General features: G+C 38.2%; 18 protein-coding genes. 1 reads left to right on the top strand and 17 read right to left on the bottom strand.

The window, feature by feature from the left end; genetic code table 11:
- Positions 1 to 278 precede the first annotated feature (278 nt).
- The 10 genes from PVA17_RS14470 to PVA17_RS14515 form a co-directional block, all read right to left on the bottom strand.
- Positions 279 to 1727: a S41 family peptidase gene (locus PVA17_RS14470; protein ID WP_248717932.1), complete on the bottom strand. Its 1449-nt coding sequence runs from the start codon at positions 1725 to 1727 to the stop codon at positions 279 to 281.
- Between the two features lie 274 nt (positions 1728 to 2001).
- Entirely contained in the window at positions 2002 to 2595 is a 594-nt protein-coding gene (locus PVA17_RS14475) for a redoxin domain-containing protein (RefSeq protein ID WP_248717931.1), read from the bottom strand.
- 42 nt (positions 2596 to 2637) lie between these two features.
- A complete protein-coding gene (locus PVA17_RS14480) occupies positions 2638 to 3261 on the bottom strand; it encodes a hypothetical protein (RefSeq protein ID WP_274068064.1) in 624 nt (207 codons plus the stop codon).
- A 699-nt stretch (positions 3262 to 3960) separates the two neighbouring features.
- A complete protein-coding gene (locus PVA17_RS14485) occupies positions 3961 to 5277 on the bottom strand; it encodes a murein hydrolase activator EnvC family protein (RefSeq protein WP_274068065.1) in 1317 nt (438 codons plus the stop codon).
- A 78-nt stretch (positions 5278 to 5355) separates the two neighbouring features.
- Positions 5356 to 6240 (bottom strand): permease-like cell division protein FtsX, encoded by an 885-nt coding sequence (ftsX, locus tag PVA17_RS14490; protein ID WP_132360598.1) that lies wholly within the window; start codon positions 6238 to 6240, stop codon positions 5356 to 5358.
- Complete coding sequence (gene ftsE / locus PVA17_RS14495; protein WP_132360596.1) at positions 6230 to 6916, bottom strand: cell division ATP-binding protein FtsE; 687 nt, start codon at positions 6914 to 6916, stop codon at positions 6230 to 6232. The genes ftsX and ftsE overlap by 11 nt, the downstream gene beginning before the upstream one ends.
- Before the next feature lie 274 nt (positions 6917 to 7190).
- Entirely contained in the window at positions 7191 to 8384 is a 1194-nt protein-coding gene (locus PVA17_RS14500) for a DUF4097 family beta strand repeat-containing protein (protein WP_274068066.1), read from the bottom strand.
- A gap of 574 nt (positions 8385 to 8958) precedes the next feature.
- Positions 8959 to 11823 carry an excinuclease ABC subunit UvrA gene (gene uvrA / locus PVA17_RS14505; protein ID WP_274068067.1) on the bottom strand — a complete coding sequence of 955 codons (2865 nt, stop codon included), beginning with the start codon at positions 11821 to 11823 and terminating at the stop codon, positions 8959 to 8961.
- Positions 11824 to 11830: 7 nt separating this feature from the next.
- Positions 11831 to 13810 (bottom strand): excinuclease ABC subunit UvrB, encoded by a 1980-nt coding sequence (gene uvrB, locus PVA17_RS14510; protein WP_132360589.1) that lies wholly within the window; start codon positions 13808 to 13810, stop codon positions 11831 to 11833.
- Between the two features lie 319 nt (positions 13811 to 14129).
- Positions 14130 to 14372, bottom strand: a complete 243-nt coding sequence (locus tag PVA17_RS14515; RefSeq protein WP_274068068.1) for an IDEAL domain-containing protein — start codon at positions 14370 to 14372, stop codon at positions 14130 to 14132.
- Positions 14373 to 14597: 225 nt separating this feature from the next.
- On the opposite strand from PVA17_RS14515, the gene PVA17_RS14520 reads away from it, so the two are divergent.
- A complete protein-coding gene (locus PVA17_RS14520; RefSeq protein ID WP_274068069.1) occupies positions 14598 to 15107 on the top strand; it encodes a competence protein ComK in 510 nt (169 codons plus the stop codon).
- Positions 15108 to 15331: 224 nt separating this feature from the next.
- Here PVA17_RS14520 and prfB read toward each other — a convergent pair.
- The 7 genes from prfB to fliT form a co-directional block, all read right to left on the bottom strand.
- Positions 15332 to 16436, bottom strand: a protein-coding gene (gene prfB, locus PVA17_RS14525) for a peptide chain release factor 2 (RefSeq protein ID WP_402933768.1) whose coding sequence is annotated in 2 segments (ribosomal slippage) — positions 15332 to 16360 and positions 16362 to 16436 — 1104 coding nt in all. Because the reading frame shifts where the segments join, the coding sequence is not laid out codon by codon here.
- A gap of 129 nt (positions 16437 to 16565) precedes the next feature.
- Positions 16566 to 17111 (bottom strand): competence protein ComK, encoded by a 546-nt coding sequence (locus tag PVA17_RS14530; RefSeq protein ID WP_132360583.1) that lies wholly within the window; start codon positions 17109 to 17111, stop codon positions 16566 to 16568.
- Positions 17112 to 17501: 390 nt separating this feature from the next.
- Positions 17502 to 20012, bottom strand: coding sequence for a preprotein translocase subunit SecA (secA, locus tag PVA17_RS14535; protein WP_132360581.1), 2511 nt, complete (start codon positions 20010 to 20012; stop codon positions 17502 to 17504).
- 537 nt (positions 20013 to 20549) lie between these two features.
- Positions 20550 to 21101, bottom strand: a complete 552-nt coding sequence (gene hpf, locus PVA17_RS14540) for a ribosome hibernation-promoting factor, HPF/YfiA family (protein WP_132360578.1) — start codon at positions 21099 to 21101, stop codon at positions 20550 to 20552.
- A 143-nt stretch (positions 21102 to 21244) separates the two neighbouring features.
- A complete protein-coding gene (locus PVA17_RS14545) occupies positions 21245 to 21628 on the bottom strand; it encodes a PilZ domain-containing protein (protein ID WP_274068070.1) in 384 nt (127 codons plus the stop codon).
- A gap of 346 nt (positions 21629 to 21974) precedes the next feature.
- A complete protein-coding gene (gene fliS, locus PVA17_RS14550) occupies positions 21975 to 22385 on the bottom strand; it encodes a flagellar export chaperone FliS (RefSeq protein ID WP_274068071.1) in 411 nt (136 codons plus the stop codon).
- Between the two features lie 194 nt (positions 22386 to 22579).
- Positions 22580 to 22939: a flagellar protein FliT gene (gene fliT / locus PVA17_RS14555; RefSeq protein WP_274068072.1), complete on the bottom strand. Its 360-nt coding sequence runs from the start codon at positions 22937 to 22939 to the stop codon at positions 22580 to 22582.
- Positions 22940 to 22943 lie beyond the last annotated feature (4 nt).

A 22943-nucleotide genomic window follows, 5' to 3' on the forward strand; every position in this document is an offset into this window, starting at 1 on the left:
ATTTAATAGGATTAAAAAAACAATTTAATATTAGACTAACAATCTAGGTAAACCCGATGTTTTATTGTTATCTAAAATTCAGTTTAGTTCAATTAAAGGGATAGAAACTTATAAAAAGTTTAAATGAGAGCATGCTTTGATCACTTTTTTCAAAACATGCTCTTTTGATATGCTCCTATATAATATCATTAAATATTAAAGCTACTACGGGCTACACGCTTCCGCAACTATCTTCAAAAGCAAAAAAATCCTTTTCACCGATCTACATTCTTATATTATTATTCTCCTTTAATATTGTGCAGTAAAAAACTTGTCGCCATTTGGAACTGTAAATCATTTTGACGGTCCTCTTTATATTTTTTCAACGTTTCGTTTAAGCTGTTAAAGAAGGTAGTGTCCATATTATAATTATCTTCTGCCTTTTTCAATTTCTTATCCTCCCGATAAAGTTTAACCGCCTCCTCCGTCGATTCATCCAAGTAACCGTCTAAACGAGCAATTTTAAAGCCTAGTTTTTTCAAAGCATTTTGCGTATAAGCAATTTCTTCACTCATATCGCCCTCTTTAAATTTTCCTGATAATGGATGCATTTGAAAAGCGAATAATTCATTTGGTTCAACCACTAAATTAGCCTCAATACCTTGCCCATGAATCCATTCGCGCTTTGGCGTCAGCCATTTATTTGTGGACAATTTAAGCTCGCCACCATTTTTCAGCGACCAAGACTCCTGAACTGTTCCCTTTCCAAAACTCTTGACACCAACAAGGGAGGCACGTCCCCAGCTTTTTAAAGCGCCACTAAGTACTTCACTAGCAGATGCACTGCCCGCATTCTGTAAAACTACAATTGGTATCTTGTACATTGTCTGCAAATACTTTTCATCAAAGCTTTTTGATTCCGTTTTTAACGGTTCCATAGCACCTTCAGCATTTTGCATATAGGCAAACACTTTGCCTTTCTCCAATACTGTGCTCAGTAGGGCTGCGACGCTATGTAAATAACCACCTGGATTATCCCGCACATCAATCACTAACCCTTTTATATCTTTTCGAAGCAATTTACTCGTTTCGGCAACCCACTCATTTGCTGTTTTCTCACCGAAAAGTGAAATTTCCACATAACCAAGCGGAGTATTTTCTACGTTCACTACTTCGCTCGTTACTGTTTTATTAGAAATTGCAGCTCGTTCCATCGTCATTTTAATATGTTTATCTTCACTTGGACGATAGACGACAATAGTTACTTTCGTCCCCTTCTCCCCTTGAATTAAATGCATTAATTCACTCATCTTTTTGCCATCTACCCGAACGCCATCAACTTGTACAATTTCATCGAGAGAGCGCATTCCTGCCTTATCTGCCGGGGACGAACGGACTGGAGATACAACAATAAATTTTCCGTTATTTTCAGATAGCTCAATCCCTATGCCTACTCTTTCCTCGGCTAACATTTGTCGGTGCTGTTCCGCCTCTTCTTTCGAGTAATAGGTGCTATAAGGGTCCTTTATAGCATCGGCCATACCACGAAGTGCCCCCTCCACCAAAACATCTTTTTTCGTACTGTATACAGATTTTTCCTCAATTAAATTCAACGCTTCATTAATCGAATCAACCTCTGTAACGACCGGCTCCTTTTTATCCCCTAAATTAAACCAGTCAAAATAAACTCCACTACCTAGCAATAGACTACTAGCAAGTACGCCGACACCAGCCATTATTTTGCGCAAACCTTCCCTCCTCCGTCTCTTCTACTGTATGAAGTTTATTTTTCAAACATACAAGATTAAACTTCAAAATAATTTGTTGAATACTATGATTTTTGTGTCAAGAGTATTCTATTGCATAGCGTGAGTATTTGATTTCTAGCGCAGATATTCTATCGTCAATAGCGGGTATTTACTTCCCTAGCGCGGGTATCCATCACGAATCGTAGGCTCTTTTTAAACAAATAAAAAATCTGCTTCGTTTCTTTTAAGAAAAGGAGCAGATTCTTTGATTTGATTAGTCTAATGCATCTACATATTTTTTTAACATTTCTACATTCATCGGCCCTTTTATAGCACGTTGAATATATCCATTTGAATCAATAAAATAGGTTGTAGGAATCGTCAATATTTGATAGGCAATGCCGATTGAGTTTTTCGGGTCTTGATCAAGTAAAATAGGAAATGTTAAATCAAAGCTATCTCTAAATGTCATCACAGAATCTATTTTTGCGTCAGCTGTAACATCTCGTTCTTCACTTGTTAAATTGACAGCTATAATTTCTACATTATCTTTTTTAGCATATTGTTCATAATAATTTTGCATATGTGGCATTTCTGCTTTACACGGTGGGCACCATGTTGCCCAAAAGTTTAACACAACTTTTTTTCCACGCAGCTCACTCAAAGTTACATTTTTGCCATCTAAACTTGTTAACGTAAAATCCGGTGGCGTATCTCCATTGCTTAAACCAATCTTTCGTTCATCCATTTCTTTTCCAAGAGAAGTTGTTTCAATTTCACGATCCTTATCAATCTGCTGTTTAACATATGTACCAATCATCACAGCTACTAATAATACGACGATAAGTAGCCCAATATTTTTTTTCATTCCTTACCTCCCATTAATTAAGTACTTTATTGTTGAACCATATCATTTAGACGTGCCAGCAAAACGCTGAATCACTAAACCTAATATAAGTAATATGACGCTCACACCTACTGCTGGTTGCCATAAACCATAAGGCTGAAAGAGAGCAACAATCATAAAACCACTTGTATATAAAAATAAAGCACGGTTGATAGCTGTTATTTTCCATAATATGTGGACTGTGAGTGTACTTAGCACAAATAAAGTTATCACTTCGCTAGTGGTTTGATTATCATTTAGTAACACTACAAGCCATTGATAAATCGATTGCGTTAAAATGATTGCCCAACTACAGGCAGCGACTCCAGTTGCGTCAAACTGAAATTGTTGTCGCTTCCACCAAAGCTGTAACGATGCTGCCATTACCCCTAATAAGACACCAATTGTTCCACCATTAAAATAAAGAAGCGAGAATGGTTGAGCGATAACAACTTTAAAATCAGTGACAATTATGCTAAATTTCCAAACGACAATAAAGGTAAAGACCGCGTCACCATATACCCCCGCCCATTTCTTAGAAAATTGTACCCGCAAAACTAGCCATACAATGAAAAAAGCCACAAGTAGAGCAACAGCTGTTGCTGGTAATGTTAATGCCCGAATAGAGAACCATTCTGTGTTATTCATCTAATAAATCCTCCAGATAGCTACAGCATAGCATATAATCTTTATATGAACTGTCATTTCACACCGTGTTCAAAAAATCTTCCTGAATAGACTTTTTATGAACAGTTCTAGTGAAATACCCAACTAGGTATTCACACTATAAATAATATTACATAAAATGATGGCATACTAGAAAAGAGGCTTCCAAATAATACATCTGCTAAAAAAGTTCAGGTTCTACAGATGAATATATTTTTTACGTCAAAAATTGAGTGAGCTTATTATATCGATTTTCAAAAAACGTTATTTACGTTCTATCCACCACTTTGCCTATCCTATCCCCAGTTTCGATAGTTCTATCCATTTTTTTGACGGTTCTATCCGCATTGTCTATGGTTCTATCCACCTTTTTGCCGACTCTATCCACAGTTTCATAATTCTATCCACCACTTTGCTAGTTCTATTCTCCATTTAGATGTTTCTATTCATCTTTATTATTCTAAACACACAATGTAAAAATCCTCCTCAGTTTATTGACACCGCTTAATCTTAACTAGCAAGTTATTTTGAACATTCGCTGTGATGTTTCGGTAACTTAATGAAAATATAAAAAAGCTATACATTAGAAGATTCCTAATGTATAGCTTTCTATATTTCTGGAGGCTTTAGTTGACCAGTCATCTTTCCACCTATAGCGGGGAAGACATTCGCTGAAAGCCGTTAAATTGGAATATATTTTAATGGATTGTCACTTCCGACTGCTTGTCCTCTCCATGGACCGATGTGCACTTCGAAGTGCAAGTGAGGCCCTGTTACACGGCCTGTGTTACCCATAGCAGCAATTTGTTGACCTTGGGATACTTCTGTGCCAACACTAACGTTAAAGGAATTTAAGTGTGCATATACTGTCGTGTAAATTTGACCGTTGATAGAATGTGTTATGATGACACAATTACCATACGTGCTAAGTGGTGCAGCATAGGAAACAACACCGTCAGCAGCTGCCCATACTGGCGTACCTATACTATTTGCAAGATCGATCCCATAATGGAACTCTGAACCGCCAAATTCACGCCAGCCATAAGTCGATGTTAAACGACCATTTGTTGGTTTAATCCAAGTACCATTCGATTGTGGCGCATTGACTATTGAAGATCCAGATCCTGACCCACCACCACTATTGTTTGAATTAGCTGCTTTGGCTGCGGCAGCGGCTTCTGCCTTACGTTTCGCTTCTTGTTGACGAGCAATTTCCGCTAATCGATTTTGCTCATCAATGATTTTTTGTTGTAATTCCGCACTAATCTCAAGAGCCTCAGAATACTCTTTCTCAAGCAGTACCTTTTCTGACTTCAGCTTTTCTTGTTCTTTTTCTAATTGATCAATTACTTTGTTTTTCTCAGCTTTCTGTCCATCCAATGATGCTTTTAAACGATCGAGCTCAGCTTTTTTATCTTCGAGCTTTTGGCGTTTTCCTTCTAAAGTCTGTTTTTGTTCCTCTAATTTTTGCTTATCCTCTTTTTGATCCTGGATAATTTGTCGATCCGCTTCAAGTAATGCATTGACAGCAGAGAAACGGTCGATAAAATCTATGAAACTATTAGAACTAAGTAGTACATCTAAATAGCTAACGGAACCACCTGCCTGAATGGCACGAGCACGATCCTCTAACAATAAATCACGCTCTTTAATTTTGTGCAGAAGCTCTGCAATAGAATCTTCTAAAGTTTTTATCTCTTTATTTGTAGCTTGAATTTCTGCCCATACATTTTTGATAGTACCGTTAGTTTTATCAATTTCAGCATTTAATTTTTTAATTTGATCTAATAATTTTTGTTGCTTGTTATCATTTTCAGAAATAGCATTTGTTTTATTATTGATGGATGAATTTAAGCCATCTTTTTTTGATTCAATTTGTTTTTTTTCATCTTTTAAATCCGATAAACTAGTTGCATACGCTGATGGAGTTTGGATAAAAAGAAATAGTGCAGATGCTGCAGTAAGTGTTTTCAATGAGTTTTTCGTCATACTTTTCACCGGTTGAACTCCTTTTCGACTATTAATTTTGGTTGATTGTCTTCCGGCTAACACAACTAGTGCGAAGCCTAACGAAAGCTAGATTTTTAAAAACTTACGTACGGACATGAAACTTCCCCAAATACCAATTAGTACACCGATGAGTAATAGTAGACCGCTTACTTGGTACACAAGAGGTGAGAAATCAAGTACTTGAACAAGTTCGCCTTTTAATCGAGGCGCAATAATTTTATATACATTGTGGTAAAGGGTTGCGATGACCGCAATCGGAATAATAGAACCTAAAATTCCGAGCCACATTCCTTCTAATAAAAATGGGATACGCACGAACGAATTCGTTGCTCCAACAAGTTTCATAATTTCTATTTCATCACGACGTGCAATAATAGTAATTCGAATCGTATTAGAAATTAAGAAAATTGCTGTAAATAATAATCCACAAATAAGTACTATCCCTACATTGCGGCTAATATTTAAGAAATTAAATAGTTTTTCTACTTTGCCTTCACCATACATAACGTCATATGTATGCTCAAATTTATCAATTTTTTTAGCAACAGTAGCTGTTTGTTGAGGATTTGAAGCCTTCACATAAATAACATTACGTAATGGATTACTTTGCTCAAATAGTTTAAAATCGTCCCCAAAATCTTTTACTAATTTCGTTAATTCATTTTCCTTTGTCGAATAAGTCATCTCTGCGACATCAGGCAATTTCTTTATTTTTTCCATGAGTGCTTTTTCAGCTGTTTTATCTGCTGTTTCATCAATTAACACTTTAATTTCAACATCGTTCTCTAAATCAGATGCTACTTTATTTAAGTTCATCATAATAAGCGCGAATACGCCTACTAATATTAATGTCACTGTAACTGCACTAACGGAGGCAATAGTCATCCAGCTATTACGACCAAGAGACTTTACACTTTCTCGGAAGTGGCGTTTTACTGTATTAAATTTCATAGCCGTATTCACCTCCGTGCTCATCACGGACAATCATGCCGCCTTCAATTGCAATTACTCGACGACGAATCGTATTTACGATTTCACGGTTATGGGTTGCCATCACAATAGTTGTACCTCTTGCATTAATTTCTTCGAATAAATTCATAATGTCCCAAGATGTCTCAGGGTCAAGATTTCCCGTAGGCTCATCTGCAATAACGACCTTTGGCACATTCACAATAGATCGTGCAATCGAAACGCGCTGCTGTTCGCCACCTGAAAGCTCATTAGGGAACATTCTTGCCTTTTGCTTTAGCCCCACGAGCTCTAAAACTTCCATTACCCGGCGGCGAATTTCTATTGGGTCTTCCTCAATTACCTCTAGTGCAAACGCTACATTTTCATATACATTCAAACGAGGTAGCAGTTTGAAGTCTTGGAAAACGACACCAATTTGACGACGTAAAAAAGGTACCTTTTTATTTTTCAATTCTGCTAAATTTATGCCATTAACAGTGATTTCTCCAGAAGTAGCTTTTTCCTCGCGGTACATTAATTTAATAAATGTAGATTTACCTGCACCACTTGGACCTACAACATAGACAAATTCACCCTGCTTTATGTTAACAGAAATCCCATTTGTCGCAACAACGCCATTTGAGTACTTCTTTGTCACATTCTTCATTTCTATCATATTTAAACCACCTAAATCTCTTACCATGTAAGAGGTATTTCGTTCTCTATTATAGCACTCTATTTCTCCCTTTATTATTACAGTTTCATTTCATTCCGTGGTAGTTCCTGTTATTTCGTTATTTCATTGCCACAAAATTAACATAAACTCGACAGACAAGAAAGCAGAAATCGAGCCCAATAGTGGAAAATCGATTTCTGCTTTTCTTATGTTTTCAAACAGCAAAAAAGCATTCAGCTATGCTGTTATGCTTAGCCTGAATGCTTTTTATTAGTTAAATATGCTGCTCGTCAGTCGTTGTATAGCGTACTAAAACTGCACCTGTTTTAGACTCACCTTCAATAAATAAACGATTAGCATTCTCTATTTCTTTATCAAAACGTACTACTTTTGATAAAAATTGATCCTGTGATTCAATTTTGGAAACGTCTTGAATACCAACATCTACTTTACCAAAATTCGTAACAATTTTACCGCTTAACGATAGTGTACGTGGCACATACAATTCAACAGCTCCTGCGACTGTTTGTGCTTTGATTTTCGCTGAATTAGTAGAACAAGTAGTGACAACAACATGTCCATTAACCGATTTTGCTGCAACTTCATCCAATGCACCATCTAAATAGACACGGCCATTCAATGTTTCAGCCTCTAAATCTTTACCACGAACATTTGTTAATTCAATCGAACCATTTGACGAATCTACTTCTGCCTTTCCAAAGTTAAACTTAGAGCCTTTAATCGCACCGTTTAATGTTTTTACTTTTAATTGCTCGAAATCCGTATCTTGTAAAGTAACGTTACCGTTCATTAAACGTACTGATAATTTTTCTAATTTATCCTTTGGAACAAGTACTTTAACATTTACTTGAACAAGCTTAAGTTGACTTAAAATTCGTAGTGAATCTCCATCTTCCTTGACAACGAATTGCTCTAGGAAGTTAGCGCGCGTTTCTTCTTCACTATCATTAACAAAAGGTGCCTTTACCTTGCAAATGACTTGGAAGCTATCTCCTTCAGCAGTTTCTAATGCAAAATTGCCATTCGGTAATTCAGCAATTATTTTATCTACACGTTCAGCTGAAACTTCTTCCGTATGTGTAAACTCGAATTTATCACCAAATGGAGAGGTAACATCAAATTCTTTCACCTTTTTTACTGCCGTATTCATCATATCCATAAAGAGTGAACCAATTTGTGATAAATCTTTACGGAAATCTCGCATTTCTTCTTGGAAATATTCGGAGAAATCTTCGTCTTTTTGCGATTGTTGTTCGTTTTGACTCTCATCTTTAAATACTGACTCTTTTTCAGTTGTGGAATACTGGTCCTCATTTACTACATCATTCATAACATTTTGAGTGGACTTGCTAGGTTGCTCTAATGCTTCTAATAATGTAATCGCCTCTTGCGCTGAAATTGTTCCTTTTTCTACAAGTTCTAAAATTCGTTGACGTTCATTTTGCATAATAAAAATAGCCTCCCTCAGTTCGTTATATTATTTATACGATTCAATTTGTGAAAAGTTTCACCATAAAAATGAAAATATTGGAGATATACCTTTTTTAGGCTCATTACCAATAGCGTGGGGTTGATTTCCGTTCCGGCTGGGCGCTTTGTTGCTGTCGCTTCGCTTTCGCACAGTTAAAACCATTTGTAGCTGCCGCTTCGCTTTCGCTACAGAAAACATTTGTAGCTGCCGCTTCGCTTTCGCACAGTCAAAACATTTGTAGCTGCCGCTTCGCTTTCGCACAGAGCAGAGCTTCCTGGGGGCGTCCGATGAGCCGCTTTTGTTGTTGCTGTCGCTACGCTTTCGCACAGAAAACATCCGCTGCGCTGCAGGGTCTCGGGCCAACAGATGTTTTTTGCGCGAAAGCGTGAGTGCAACGTAGCGACAGCAGCACACTTTTGAAGTTTATCGACTAACTTTTACGTTTTATCACCCAACTTTTAATTTTTATCGACATCCGCCTTCGCAGTATGCCCCTTATCGTAAAAAAATTCGCAAATCTCCTTAGGAAATTTGCGAACTTTTTGGGACTTTATTGAGAAGCCTTTGTTAAAACAGCTTCCATACGTAGACGATCTCTTGTTAATATCGGTTTTAAATATTTCCCAGTATAAGAGCCACTTACTTCAGCGACCTCTTCTGGTGTGCCTGTCGCAACAATAGTACCACCTTTATCGCCACCTTCTGGCCCTAAATCGATAATGTAGTCTGCTGTTTTGATGACATCTAAATTATGTTCGATTACTAGCACAGAATCGCCATTTTCTACAAGACGCTGTAAAACAACCAGTAAACGTGCAATATCATGCGCATGTAGGCCCGTTGTCGGCTCATCTAAAATATAGAATGATTTACCTGTTGAACGACGGTGTAATTCAGAGGCTAATTTCACACGCTGTGCCTCACCACCGGATAGCGTTGTAGCAGGCTGTCCTAATTTCATATAGCCTAATCCTACATCCACGATCGTTTGTAGCTTACGCTGGATTTTCGGAATATTTTCGAAGAATACTACTGCATTTTCAATCGTCATATCTAAAATATCTGCAATGCTCTTATCTTTATATTTCACTTCAAGCGTTTCACGGTTATAACGCTTCCCATGACAGACTTCACATGGCACGTAAACATCTGGTAGGAAATGCATTTCAATTTTTATAATACCATCACCACGACAAGCCTCACAGCGGCCTCCCTTAACGTTGAAGCTAAAGCGACCTTTTTTATAGCCACGTACCTTTGCTTCATTTGTTGTTGCAAAAACATCTCGAATATCATCAAAAACGCCTGTATACGTAGCTGGATTAGAGCGAGGTGTACGACCGATTGGTGATTGGTCAATATCAATTACCTTTTCGAGCTCATCAATTCCTGTTACTTCTTTATGTTCGCCAGGTTTCACTTTTGAACGATTAAGCTTTTGAGCTAATGACTTATATAAAATTTCATTAATAAGCGTTGATTTTCCTGACCCCGAAACACCTGTTACAGCAACGAATAAGCCAAGTGGTACATCAACTTTTACATTTCTAAGATTATTTTCCTTGGCACCTTTAATCGATAATTTGCGCCCATTCGGGTTGCGTCGCTCAATTGGCAATGGAATAAACTTCTTGCCACTTAAGTATTGCCCTGTTAATGACTTTTCATGTTCCATTACTTCCTGGGGTGTCCCGGCCGCTACAATTTGACCACCATGCACACCTGCACCAGGACCAACATCAATGAGATAATCAGCCGCCAGCATTGTGTCTTCATCGTGTTCAACAACAATAAGCGTATTGCCTATATCACGCATATTTTGCAATGTACTGATAAGACGGTCATTATCACGTTGATGCAAGCCGATTGATGGCTCATCTAAAATATAGAGAACGCCCGTTAAACGCGAGCCGATTTGTGTCGCAAGGCGAATTCGCTGAGCTTCTCCACCTGAAAGTGTCCCTGCTGCTCGACTTAACGTTAAATAATCTAACCCTACATTGACTAGGAAGCCCAGTCGTTCTTCAATTTCACGTAAAACAAGTCGAGCAATTTTCATATCCTTTTCTGATAAATCTAGCTCTTTGAAAAATGTATCAGCTTCCTGAATCGAATACTGTGTAACTTCACCAATATGCTTATCTGCTAATTTTACAGCTAATGTTTCAGGCTTTAAGCGATAACCTTTACAAGATGGACATGCTTGCTGCGCCATATATTTTTCCATTTGTTCACGCACGTAGTCAGATGTTGTCTCTTTAAAACGGCGCTCCACATTTCGGACAACACCTTCGAATTCAATCATTTGATCTCGCACATTGCCAAACTCATTTTCATAATGGAAGTGGATTTTATCTTTACCAGAACCATATAAAATTTTATCCATCTTTTCTTTCGGAAGATCCTTTACTGGAACGTCCATTGGAATATCATAATGATCGCACACAGCCTTTAATAATTGTGGATAGTATTGAGAGCTTGTTGGTTCCCACGGTGCTATAGCATGCTCTAATAAACTACGGTCCCAATCAGGCACTACTAAATCAAGATCTACCTCTTGTGTTGAGCCTAAACCATCACAGCTTGGACAAGCTCCAAACGGACTATTAAATGAAAACATGCGAGGCTCTAGCTCCCCGATTGAAAATCCACATAAAGGACAAGCATGATGCTCACTAAATAATAATTCCTCATGTTCCATCACATCGACAAGTACACGCCCATCTGCCAAACGTAATGCTGTCTCTAAAGAATCACTAAGACGTGCCGCGACACCTTCCTTCATCACAACACGATCGATGACTACTTCTATTGAGTGCTTTTTGTTTTTATCAAGTTCAATAGCATCATCTAAATCACGTAGCTCACCGTCGATACGTACCCGAACAAAGCCTTGCTTTTTTAAATCTTCCAGTAGCTTTACGTGCGTTCCCTTACGCCCTGATACCATCGGAGCAAGCAACTGCATTTTCGTTCTTTCCGGATAAGTTACTAAACGATCGACCATTTGCTCAATCGTTTGGGACGTAATTTCAATACCATGATTTGGACAAATAGGTTTACCGATGCGCGCAAATAGCAAACGTAAATAATCATAGATTTCTGTTACTGTCCCAACTGTAGAACGTGGGTTACGGCTCGTCGTTTTTTGATCGATTGAAATAGCAGGAGATAATCCCTCTATCGCATCGACATCTGGTTTATCCATTTGACCAAGGAATTGACGAGCATAAGCTGAAAGGGATTCAACATAACGACGTTGGCCCTCGGCATAAATCGTATCGAACGCTAATGATGATTTCCCTGAGCCCGATAACCCTGTTAGCACGACTAATTGATCGCGTGGAATTGTGACATTGATATTTTTTAAATTATGAGCGCGTGCACCTTGCACGACAATTTCAGTATTTTTCACAAGCCATTCACCCTTCTACCTTCAATTCAAATATTGTATCGCGCAGCTCAGCAGCACGTTCGAAATCGAGTGCTTTTGCCGCTTCCTTCATTTCTACTTCCAGCGTTGCAAGTAATTGCTCTCTTTCCGCCTTCGTCAGCTTCTTACCTTTTGTTGCCTTCGTTACATAAGACTCTTCTTCCTCTGCCACCTGTGTCGCACGAATAACATCAGGAATTTTCTTAACAATCGTTTTCGGTGTAATGCCGTGCTCTTCGTTATAGGCCATTTGCAGTGTTCGACGACGCTTCGTTTCCTCAATCGCCTTTTTCATCGAATCTGTCATATTATCTGCGTACATAATGACATGACCATTGGCATTACGTGCAGCACGTCCAATTGTTTGAATGAGTGAGCGCTCTGAACGTAAAAATCCTTCCTTGTCAGCATCTAAAATTGCCACAAGCGAAACCTCAGGAATATCTAGCCCTTCTCGCAATAAGTTAATGCCGATTAAAACATCATAAGTACCTTTGCGCAGCTCGCGAATAATCTCAATGCGCTCTAGCGTCTTAATCTCGGAATGCAAGTACTCCACCTTTAAACCCATTTCCTTCAAATAAGCCGTTAAATCCTCTGACATTTTTTTCGTCAATGTTGTAACAAGCACTCGTTCATTACGAGCAATACGACCTTGAATCTCATCGATTAAATCATCTATTTGCCCTTCAATAGGACGGACGTCAATTTGTGGGTCAAGTAGCCCTGTTGGACGAATAATTTGCTGCACCATTTCAGGAGAATGCTCAAGCTCATACGGGCCAGGTGTTGCTGATACATAAATAGCTTGATGTATATGTTTCTCATATTCTTCAAAACGTAAAGGGCGGTTATCTAGTGCTGATGGCAAACGGAATCCATGCTCAACTAGCACACCTTTACGTGCTTGGTCACCGTTATACATCCCTCTAACCTGTGGTAACGTAACGTGACTTTCATCGACAACAAGTAAAAAATCCTCAGGAAAATAGTCAAGTAGCGTATATGGAGTTGCCCCCGCTTCACGCAATGTTAAATGGCGCGAGTAGTTTTCGATACCTGAGCAAAAGCCCATTTCACGCATCATTTCTAAATCGTAGCGAGTACGTTGCTCTAAACGCTGTGCCTCTAACAATTTATCCTCTGCACGTAAAAGAGTTAAACGCTCCTCCAATTCTTTTTCAATATTTTCAATGGCCTTTAGCATTTTTTCTTCTCGTGTAACGAAGTGGGATGCTGGGAAAATAGCTACATGATCACGGTCCGCTAATATTTCACCTGTTAACGCATCTACCTCACGAATTCGATCGATCTCGTCCCCAAAAAACTCCACGCGAATACAATGCTCATCACGGGATGCAGGGAATATTTCCACTACATCGCCACGTACCCGAAACGTCCCACGTGTAAAACTCACATCATTACGCTCGTACTGTACATCGACCAGTTTTCGAAGCAACTGATTACGTTCAATTTCCATTCCAGTCCGCACCGATACGACCATTTCACGATATTCTTCTGGAGAACCTAGACCATATATACAGGACACGGATGCTATAATAATGACATCATCACGCTCGAATAATGCAGATGTTGCAGAGTGACGCAACTTATCAATTTCATCATTAATGCTTGAATCTTTCTCGATGTAAGTATCCGTCTGCGGTACATATGCCTCTGGCTGAAAGTAATCATAGTAGCTGACAAAGTATTCAACTGCATTATTAGGGAAGAATTCTTTAAACTCACTATATAATTGACCTGCTAATGTTTTATTATGTGCCATAATAAGCGTCGGTTTTTTTACTTGTTGAATGACATTAGAAATCGTAAACGTTTTTCCTGTTCCTGTTGCACCGAGCAACGTTTGATGACGTTTACCTGCACGTACACCCTCCACTAATTCCGCAATTGCCTGTGGTTGATCTCCACCAGGCGTATATGGCGCTTGTAAATCAAATGTTTGCACACATGTCCCCGTCCCTTCCTACCAATTTGATACATATATTTTAGCATAGCATAATTTAAATTTCGAACATTTAACGAACGAATGTTTGTAAAAAAAATTTCCGTTTGCTCTCTTTAAGGTCATTGCGATAGAACGTATGTACTAATGACAACCTATTTATCAATAGATTACCCTTTCCAAATGTTAGCTAATCGACATGGGAAAATGTAAATGCATTACCTTAGAGGGAATCTCGGGTTATTACCGGTAAACCTGATCAATGGCGCAAAAATAGCAAAAAAATCCCGCTCTCCAATAAGCGGAGAGCGGGCTCGTCATATTATTCACTTGCATCTTGGTGTAAGGTTATTAGTTCGGCTGCGTATAGATGAAATGCATTTTCATCTTTTTCATCGAGTGCTCTATCTATCAGAACCATGAGCTGCTCTTCACGATGCATACGCTGGATATGATTTAAAAATAAATCTAAATAAATCTCGTTTAATAATTTCTCTGCCTCATCAACTTTCTTTGACTGACCAACGGCTTTTAGAAAATCTGTATACGAATAATATTTATCCAACGATCTCACCTCGATCCTTTTCTAAATTATAAGAAAATTGACGTTAAAATGCAATGCTTAAGAACTGAAAATCACTTCGATTTACTATTAATCTCGTGCAATTTCAAGCAATTTCTTTATATAAAAGCTTGAAATATCAACGGTTTTCTCCTTTTGTCTATACTTTCAGAATTCAATTTTATGTTCTACACTTCAATAACAAATAGAAAAAGGAGGTTTACATAAATGTCGGCAAACTACATCAATGGGTATTTAATGTCTTTCAACACCTATTTACTTCAGCCAGTGCAGTATGATTCTAAAATTTTCACACGAGTCATTGATAAGCATAATGAGCTTATCGTCACGCGGAAACCAATGCATATATTACGAAAATCTTGTATCTCACTCGGCACAACCTATGAAGCAGCAAGACATTCTGCCAAACGCTTTTTCGGCAATCAACATAAGCTTCCAATCGTTGTTGCTTATGATTATGGTTATCCTTGTATTTTTCTACCAACCTATTCTCCAAACTCTATCCACAATATTTGGATTGGACTTCACGCCATTTCGAATATTGTAGCGAGTAAAACGGGCTGTATCGTTACACTGAAAAATGATAAACAGATTGAGCTACCTATTCAATATGCTTCGATCAGCAAGCAATTTGTCAATGCATCGATGCTCTATAAACATTACATGAATGAACGCAAGGAGATTAGCCAAGACGCTCCGTACCATCCACCTTTTTAACTTCTTTCAGCAAAATATCTTTTGATCGAAAGCGTAGCGACAGGTACAGGGGTGAGATAAATACGGTTTTAAGTCACTTATCAGGGGGGTTCCAACATCCGCTGATAAACCTCCGGCGGATATCACAAAGCCGATTCCGGATGCAATTATACCGATGCACAATTGATTTAGAAACTAAAAAACCCCTCAAAGCACAATTTTATTGTGTCTCTGAGGGGCTTTCATTAGCCGATTTTTGAACGTAAATATGCATTAATGAATGGATCAACATCACCATCCATCACAGCTCCTACATTACCTGTTTCTTCATTTGTACGATGATCTTTCACCATTGAATATGGATGGAATACATAGGAACGAATTTGTGAGCCCCAGCCGATTTCCTTCTGTTCACCACGGATTTCATCTAGCTGTGCCTGCTGCTTATCGATCTCTAATTGATAGAGTTTCCCTTTTAACATTGTCATTGCTTTTTCACGGTTTTTAATTTGTGAGCGTTCAGCCTGACATTGTACGACAGTACCAGTTGGAATGTGCGTAATACGAACAGCTGAATCTGTCGTATTAATATGCTGACCACCTGCACCTGTTGCACGATACGTATCAATTTTTAAATCCTCTGTACGAATATCAATTTCAATATTGTCATCGAATTCAGGCATAACATCACAAGAAACGAACGATGTATGACGACGACCCGAAGAGTCAAACGGTGAAATACGTACTAAACGATGGACACCTTTTTCTGCTTGCAAATAGCCATAAGCATTATGACCCTTAATGGACAATGTTACAGATTTAATTCCTGCTTCATCGCCTGGAAGATAATCAACTGTTTCGACTTTAAAGCCACGTTTTTCCGCCCAGCGTGTGTACATACGAAGCAGCATCGAGCCCCAATCCTGAGATTCCGTACCACCTGCTCCTGGATGTAGCTCTAAAATTGCATTATTTTGATCGTATGGACCGCTTAATAGTAATTGCAGCTCAAAATCGCCCATTTTTTGCTGGAATTCTACTAATTCATTGCCTAGCTCCTCCTGCAATTCTTCATCAGGCTCTTCGCGCAATAGCTCTAACGTCATATCTAGGTTCTCATATGTTTCCAATAAATCTTTATACTCATTAACAGTTGCCTTTAAGCCATTACTCTCATTAATGATTACCTGTGCCCCTTGCTGATCATCCCAGAAACCTGGCTCAAGCATCATTTCATCTAATTCTTGAATACGTGCCTCTTTGTTTTCTAAGTCAAAGAGACCCCCTAAAATCCGCCAATTTTTTGGCTGAAGTGTCTAACGCGTTACGTACATCTGCTAATTCAATCATTGTTAAATCCTCCGAACGTTATTTATGGGGCAAACTTTTAAAATACTGATACTTCATTAAAGCCCCGATCTCTTTATTATAACGTTTTTACGGCGGAAAACATACTTTTTTACAACCTCAGCATTCGTTTTAGTCTTTTTCAGCTTCATCCTCAAAGATAACATCGTTTGCCATACGTTGGAATACTTTACTTTGATCATATTGAACTAATAAATTTTTTGTTCGTTTTTCCAGTTTATATTTTAGTAGAAAAGCTCTTTGAATTCTGTTTTCAAATGACCTAACACTTAGATCCACATTAGTTTCATAGCCGTTCATAAAAATTACTTTTGTATTCTTTTTATCGATAGCTAGATAGTCCTGAATATGATGAACAGCAAACCATTTACAGTCACGTCGTAAATAAGACTTACTTGGAAACCATACAATATTGCTTTGTTCATGAACAACTATTGGATTTTTATTCAACTTTCCAAGTATCATTCTCGATCCATCAAAAGCCCCTCTTAAGCTAGAACCGAAATAACGTAGATTATAATCCATTAATTTTGTCGGCGCTAATTTTGATATATATTCGCGATCCCTTTCTATTACACGTGTACCCAAGTTACCATGTGCATCATACTCCGGTATATACAGCATCGTTTTACTACTCATAATGTCATCATTATGCATGTCAATCCTCCTCAAAATTGTATGTTTTTCTAGTAAAGAGAAAAATACTAATAAATATATTGGTAAACGCCAATGTATTTCCTCGAGGATTATAATCTATATCCATAAATCCCCCCTTTATTTAAAAATAGACTCAAATACCCAAAACTTTTCAACTATTCACATATTTATAATAAATCACAAGAAAGTTATAAACATTACCCTTTTCATTGAACTATTTACCTATTGTTGTAGTATCATATACCTCTTTTTCTAATTTTCTGAGATTTGAAAACTACTTAACTTGCGGTTGCTATAGTATAGCTAGCAGCAGGCGGATCCGTGAAAAGATCCTAAAACATCGAAAAAAAGACCATTTTAACATACAGTTAAAATGATCTTTTTCGAATATTATTGAGCTGCACCATGGCAGTTTTTAAATTTCTTACCGCTTCCGCATGGACATAAATCATTACGCCCGACATTTTCAGCTTTACGGACAGGTTGCTTTTTCGGAGCTGAGCCGCCATCCTCTTTCGGATTAACAGCTTGACCTTTTGCAACTTCTTCACGCTCTAAATTATTATGGATTTCTGCCTTCATCGCATATTTTGCTACATCTTCGCGAATGGAAGCGACCATATCCTCAAACATAGCAAAGCCCTCTTGTTGATACTCACGAAGTGGATCATTTTGACCATATGCACGAAGATGGATACCTTGACGTAGCTGATCCATCGCATCAATATGATCAATCCACTTTGTATCAATTGAGCGAAGTAAGATTACCTTTTCAAATTCACGCATACGTTCTGGTGTAAGCTGTTCTTCTTTTTCATTATAACGCGTTTGAACAGCGTTTGAAATTAGCTGGTTAATCTCTTCTGCGGATTTACCTTGGAAATCTTCCACCTTTAGATCGCCTTCATCTAATAGATTTGCTGATACAAAGTCATCAATTGCTTTTAAATGCCAATCTTTTTGCTCACCTTGCGTATACATTGCGACAACGTTGTCGATCGTTTCTTGAATCATAGACTCAACAAGTACACGCATATTTTCTGTTTCTAATACGTCGTAACGCTCTTTATAAATAATCTCACGTTGCTGACGTAACACATCATCATATTGTAATAAGCGTTTACGAGCATCGAAGTTATTACCTTCAACACGTTTTTGAGCTGATTCTACTGCTCTTGAAACAACTTTAGATTGTAATGGCTGTGAATCATCCATCCCTAATTTCATCATCATGTTCTTCATATTATCGGAGCCAAAACGACGCATTAATTCATCTTCTAGTGATAGATAGAATTGAGTAATCCCTGGGTTCCCTTGACGACCAGAACGACCACGCAGCTGATTATCGATACGACGAGATTCATGACGCTCCGTACCAATTACCGCTAAACCACCAAGCTCCATTACACCTTCACCAGGCTTAATGTCTGTACCACGGCCAGCCATGTTTGTTGCAATTGTTACTGCACCTTTTGTACCTGCATTCGCAATAATTTCAGCTTCACGCTCATGGTTTTTCGCGTTTAAGACGTTATGTGGGATTTTATGTTTATCCAATAAATTCGAAATTATTTCAGACGTTTCAATTGCGACAGTACCAACAAGAACTGGTTGTCCAGCTTTATGGCGCTCTGCAATATCTGCCGCCACCGCTTTATATTTCCCTTCCATCGAAGCAAAAATTAAGTCTGGACGGTCATCACGAGCAATCGGCTTATTCGTAGGAATCGCGACAACATTCATATTATAAATATTACGGAATTCCTCTTCCTCTGTTTTCGCAGTACCTGTCATACCCGAAAGTTTTTGATACATACGGAAGTAGTTTTGGAACGTAATTGTCGCCATCGTCATCGATTCATTTTGAATCTCTACACCCTCTTTGGCCTCGATTGCCTGATGTAGTCCATCTGAGTAACGGCGACCTTTCATTAAACGACCTGTAAAGCCGTCAACAATAATGATTTCACCATCTTGTACAACATAATCAACATCATTATGCATACTGACATGTGCCTTTAACGATTGGTTAATCGCATGGTTTAAACGCACATGTGTTAAATCAAATAGATTATCTATGCCAAATGCTTTCTCTGCTTTTTCAACACCAGCATCTGTTAACGTAACACCTTTTGTCGACTCTTCATATGTGTAATCTGTTTCTGCACTTAACATACGAACAAACGCATTCGACTGTTTATATAGCTGCGCTGATTTCCCAGCCTGACCCGAAATAATTAATGGCGTACGCGCTTCATCAATTAAAATCGAGTCAACCTCATCGATTACTGCAAAATGCAGCGGACGTTGTACACGTTCTTCTTTATAAAGCACCATATTATCACGTAAATAGTCAAAGCCTAGCTCATTGTTTGTACTATACGTAATATCCGCTTCATAGGCTGCACGTTTTTCTTCTTTTGATAGGCTGTTCAAGTTTAAACCAACCGTTAAGCCTAAGAAATTATACAAATGCCCCATTTCTTCAGCATCACGACTCGCCAAATATTCGTTGACTGTCACAACATGTACGCCTTTACCAGTAATGGCATTTAAGTAAACAGCCATTGTAGCTGTTAACGTTTTACCTTCACCGGTTTTCATTTCCGCAATATTACCTTCATCTAATGCCGCAGCACCCATAATTTGCACACGGAATGGGTACATCTCTAACACACGCTTTGAGCCTTCTCGACAAACCGCAAAAGCTTCCGCACGAATCGACTCTAAACTCTCTCCGTCCGCATAGCGTTTTTTAAACTCTTCTGTTTTCGCTTGTAATTGATCATCTGAAAGCTGTTCCATTTGAGAAGCGAATCCCTCAACCTGGTCAGCGATTTTTTCTAATTTTTTTACTTCACGTTTATTGAAATCAAATAATTTATTTAATAGGTTTACCATGAATTTTTTCACTTCCTATATAGTCTCAGCTTCCATTTTACCATTGTATAACAGATTCATGCAAACAGAGTCCCTAGCATGAAAGGAAATCATATCAATTACGCCTTGGCATAATTGTTGTTGCTGTCACTACAAATAAACAATGCCATCCGAATTTTGAATTGTGTTTAGGCCAGGTAGATGTTTTTTGTGCGAAAGCGCAGTGCTAACGTGGCGCAGCGACTGATGCTTTTTGTGCGAGAGCACAGCGCTAACGTGGCGCAGCGATCGATGCTTTTTGTGCGAGAGCACAGCGCTAACGTGGCGCAGCGATCGATGCGAAAGCGTAACGGTAGCAGCACCGACGCAGATCCTTTAGCCGTTATCTTAGGAAGCGACGGTGGTAGGCTAACATCCTTATGGTGACTCCTTTCAAAATCCGTGATATCTGCCAGGGGCTTATCTTATATATTTGCATTCATCCTACTACTATTGAGGGGATATTTGGAAAATAAAAAGGCTCCCGCTTTCCGCGAGAGCCCTTGTGCATATTAAAGTTTAAGTTGTTTCAATTAAGCCATATTTACCGTCTTTGCGTTTGTAGACGATATTTGTGCCGTTTGATTCTGCATCTGTAAAGATATAGAAATCATGCCCTAGCATATTCATTTGTAAGACAGCTTCTTCTTGATCCATCGGTTTTAGATCAAATTGCTTTGTGCGAACAATAGAGTATTCGTCTTCCTCTGTTGACGCATCTGCTGCTGCCTGAGAAGTAGCAAAATAAAGGCCTGTACCTTCACGCTCACGGAATTTACGGTTTACTTTTGTTTTATGCTTACGGATTTGACGTTCTAATTTATCAACGATTAAGTCAATTGCCGCATACATATCATTATGACGCTCTTCTGCACGAAGAGTTAAGTTCTTCATTGGAATTGTAACTTCCACTTTAGTTTGCTTGTCATTATAAACCTTTAAATTTACGTTAGCGTTGGCGTTAACATCTTCGTTAAAATAACGTTCAACTTTCTCGACTTTGTTCTCAACATACTCTCGAATAGCTGGAGTTACCTCAATATTTTCACCGCGAATGTTAAAGTTTAACATGTAAACTCCTCCTTTATAACTGCTATACTTTATACTTCTACACAAGTGTACGAAATTCCTCTAAAATAATTATCTTTTTTTCAAAAAAATTTTTCCTGCAATAATAATGTGTAGCATTTGCCTCCGCTGATGAATGTTTCACTTTATAAATGAATGCTATTTAGTTTTGCCTCATCAGCTTCTCTTCTTCGGCGTAGTTTCAACTCTTCGACAATCAAATCCTCCACCGATTCTTGATCATTAAAATTCACGCCATATTGTTTACCCTTGCCAAAAGGGCGGCTCCAAATTATTTCACCATAAGCTCGTACCTCTATAGTATCAAGAACAAATCGTAAATCTAAAGGCGGAGGATTAACACCTAAATCTACTTCAGTAAACATCTTTAAACCTCGTGGACTAATATCAAGCAAATCAGCCATTGCCGTTTGCGCTTGATTCACTCTTCCATCCTCATATATCGCAAAAGTCATTTTAACAGGCTCATCGAACTTAAATCGAAAGCCTTCTTGGCGCTTAAATATCATATACCCACCCCAATACTATTCAAAACATCTATTTAGCTTGATTATGACACGATGCATGTTTTACATCTAGAGGGAATAAGTAACATATTATACAGGATAAAGACCTATTTTATGAACAAATCAATTATGCCTCGGCATAATTGCGTCCGGAATCGGCTTTGTGCTTGCACAAAGAACTCCATTCCGATTTCCGTGGTATCCGCCGGAGGCTTTAACTCATTTCAGCGGATGTTTGTACACCCGCTGAAATGAGTTAAATGTTTCCCTTTTGTATGATATAAAATCCCTTGTCTCGTATTTCTTGCAAAGAAAAGAGACCATCATGAATGGATGGCCTCTTTGTTGTCTAAATTTGTCCAGTGTTTCCCTGACCGAATTGCTGTTGTCGATTAATGCGAATAACTTCTTTCCATGTATCACGGAATTCCGTCACTAATCCCTCAACTTCTTCAATAATAGCGACATCATTTTTAATGTTTGCCTCTACTAAACGACGATTCATATATTCATAAAGAGCTAACATATTTTTTGACATCTCGATATCCATATTCAATGTTGCCATGAGCTCGCTAATAATCGCTTGCGCCTTTTGAAGATTCGCATTTTTTTCTTGGATATTTTTTTCTTTAATCTCATGTTTCGCCTTATAAAGAAACTTTAAACAACCATTATAAAGCATTAACGTCAATTCACCAGGGGAAGCAGTGGTAACACTATTTTGTTTATACGCATTTTGTGCTGTTAGATTTGCTGCCAATAAAGGACAACTCCTTTGAAAGGTTACTTATTTACTAGTTTAAACCATTTTATGAAGAAAAGCTAATTAGCAATTACAGCTCGGCGGAATTACGTCTAGATTGTGAAATATTTTATCACAATTCATCTAATATCCATCCAGTTTTATCTTCCATTGAGCTGGCGGCGTCCACCAGGCTAATTGAAGATAAAATATTAATTCTTTTTGTCATAATACATGCCATCCATCACTCGAACATCCGAGTATGGATTGAAGTATTGCTCTTCACTTTTTTTCGTTTTCTGTAGGTTTGCCATATCTTGCTTTACGGCACTCATGACAGCAGCCAATCGTTCTTTTATTCCATTATCTAATTCAAGTAACGTTCCATGAATGCGATTCTGTCCGTCAAATTGAAACCCTTCTTGAACCAAATCCTCAATAATCTTTCCACGCTTGTCTAACATACTGTTGATTTTATCAATATATTCGTCGCGATCTTCACCTTTTGGAATATCTCCCAAAAGTTTGAATAAATTAGCTGACACCTGCAATAGTTGTTCTATTAGTTGCATATCA

The organism is Lysinibacillus sp. CNPSo 3705 (assembly GCF_028674935.1).
In the GTDB taxonomy this organism is placed as follows: domain Bacteria; phylum Bacillota; class Bacilli; order Bacillales_A; family Planococcaceae; genus Lysinibacillus.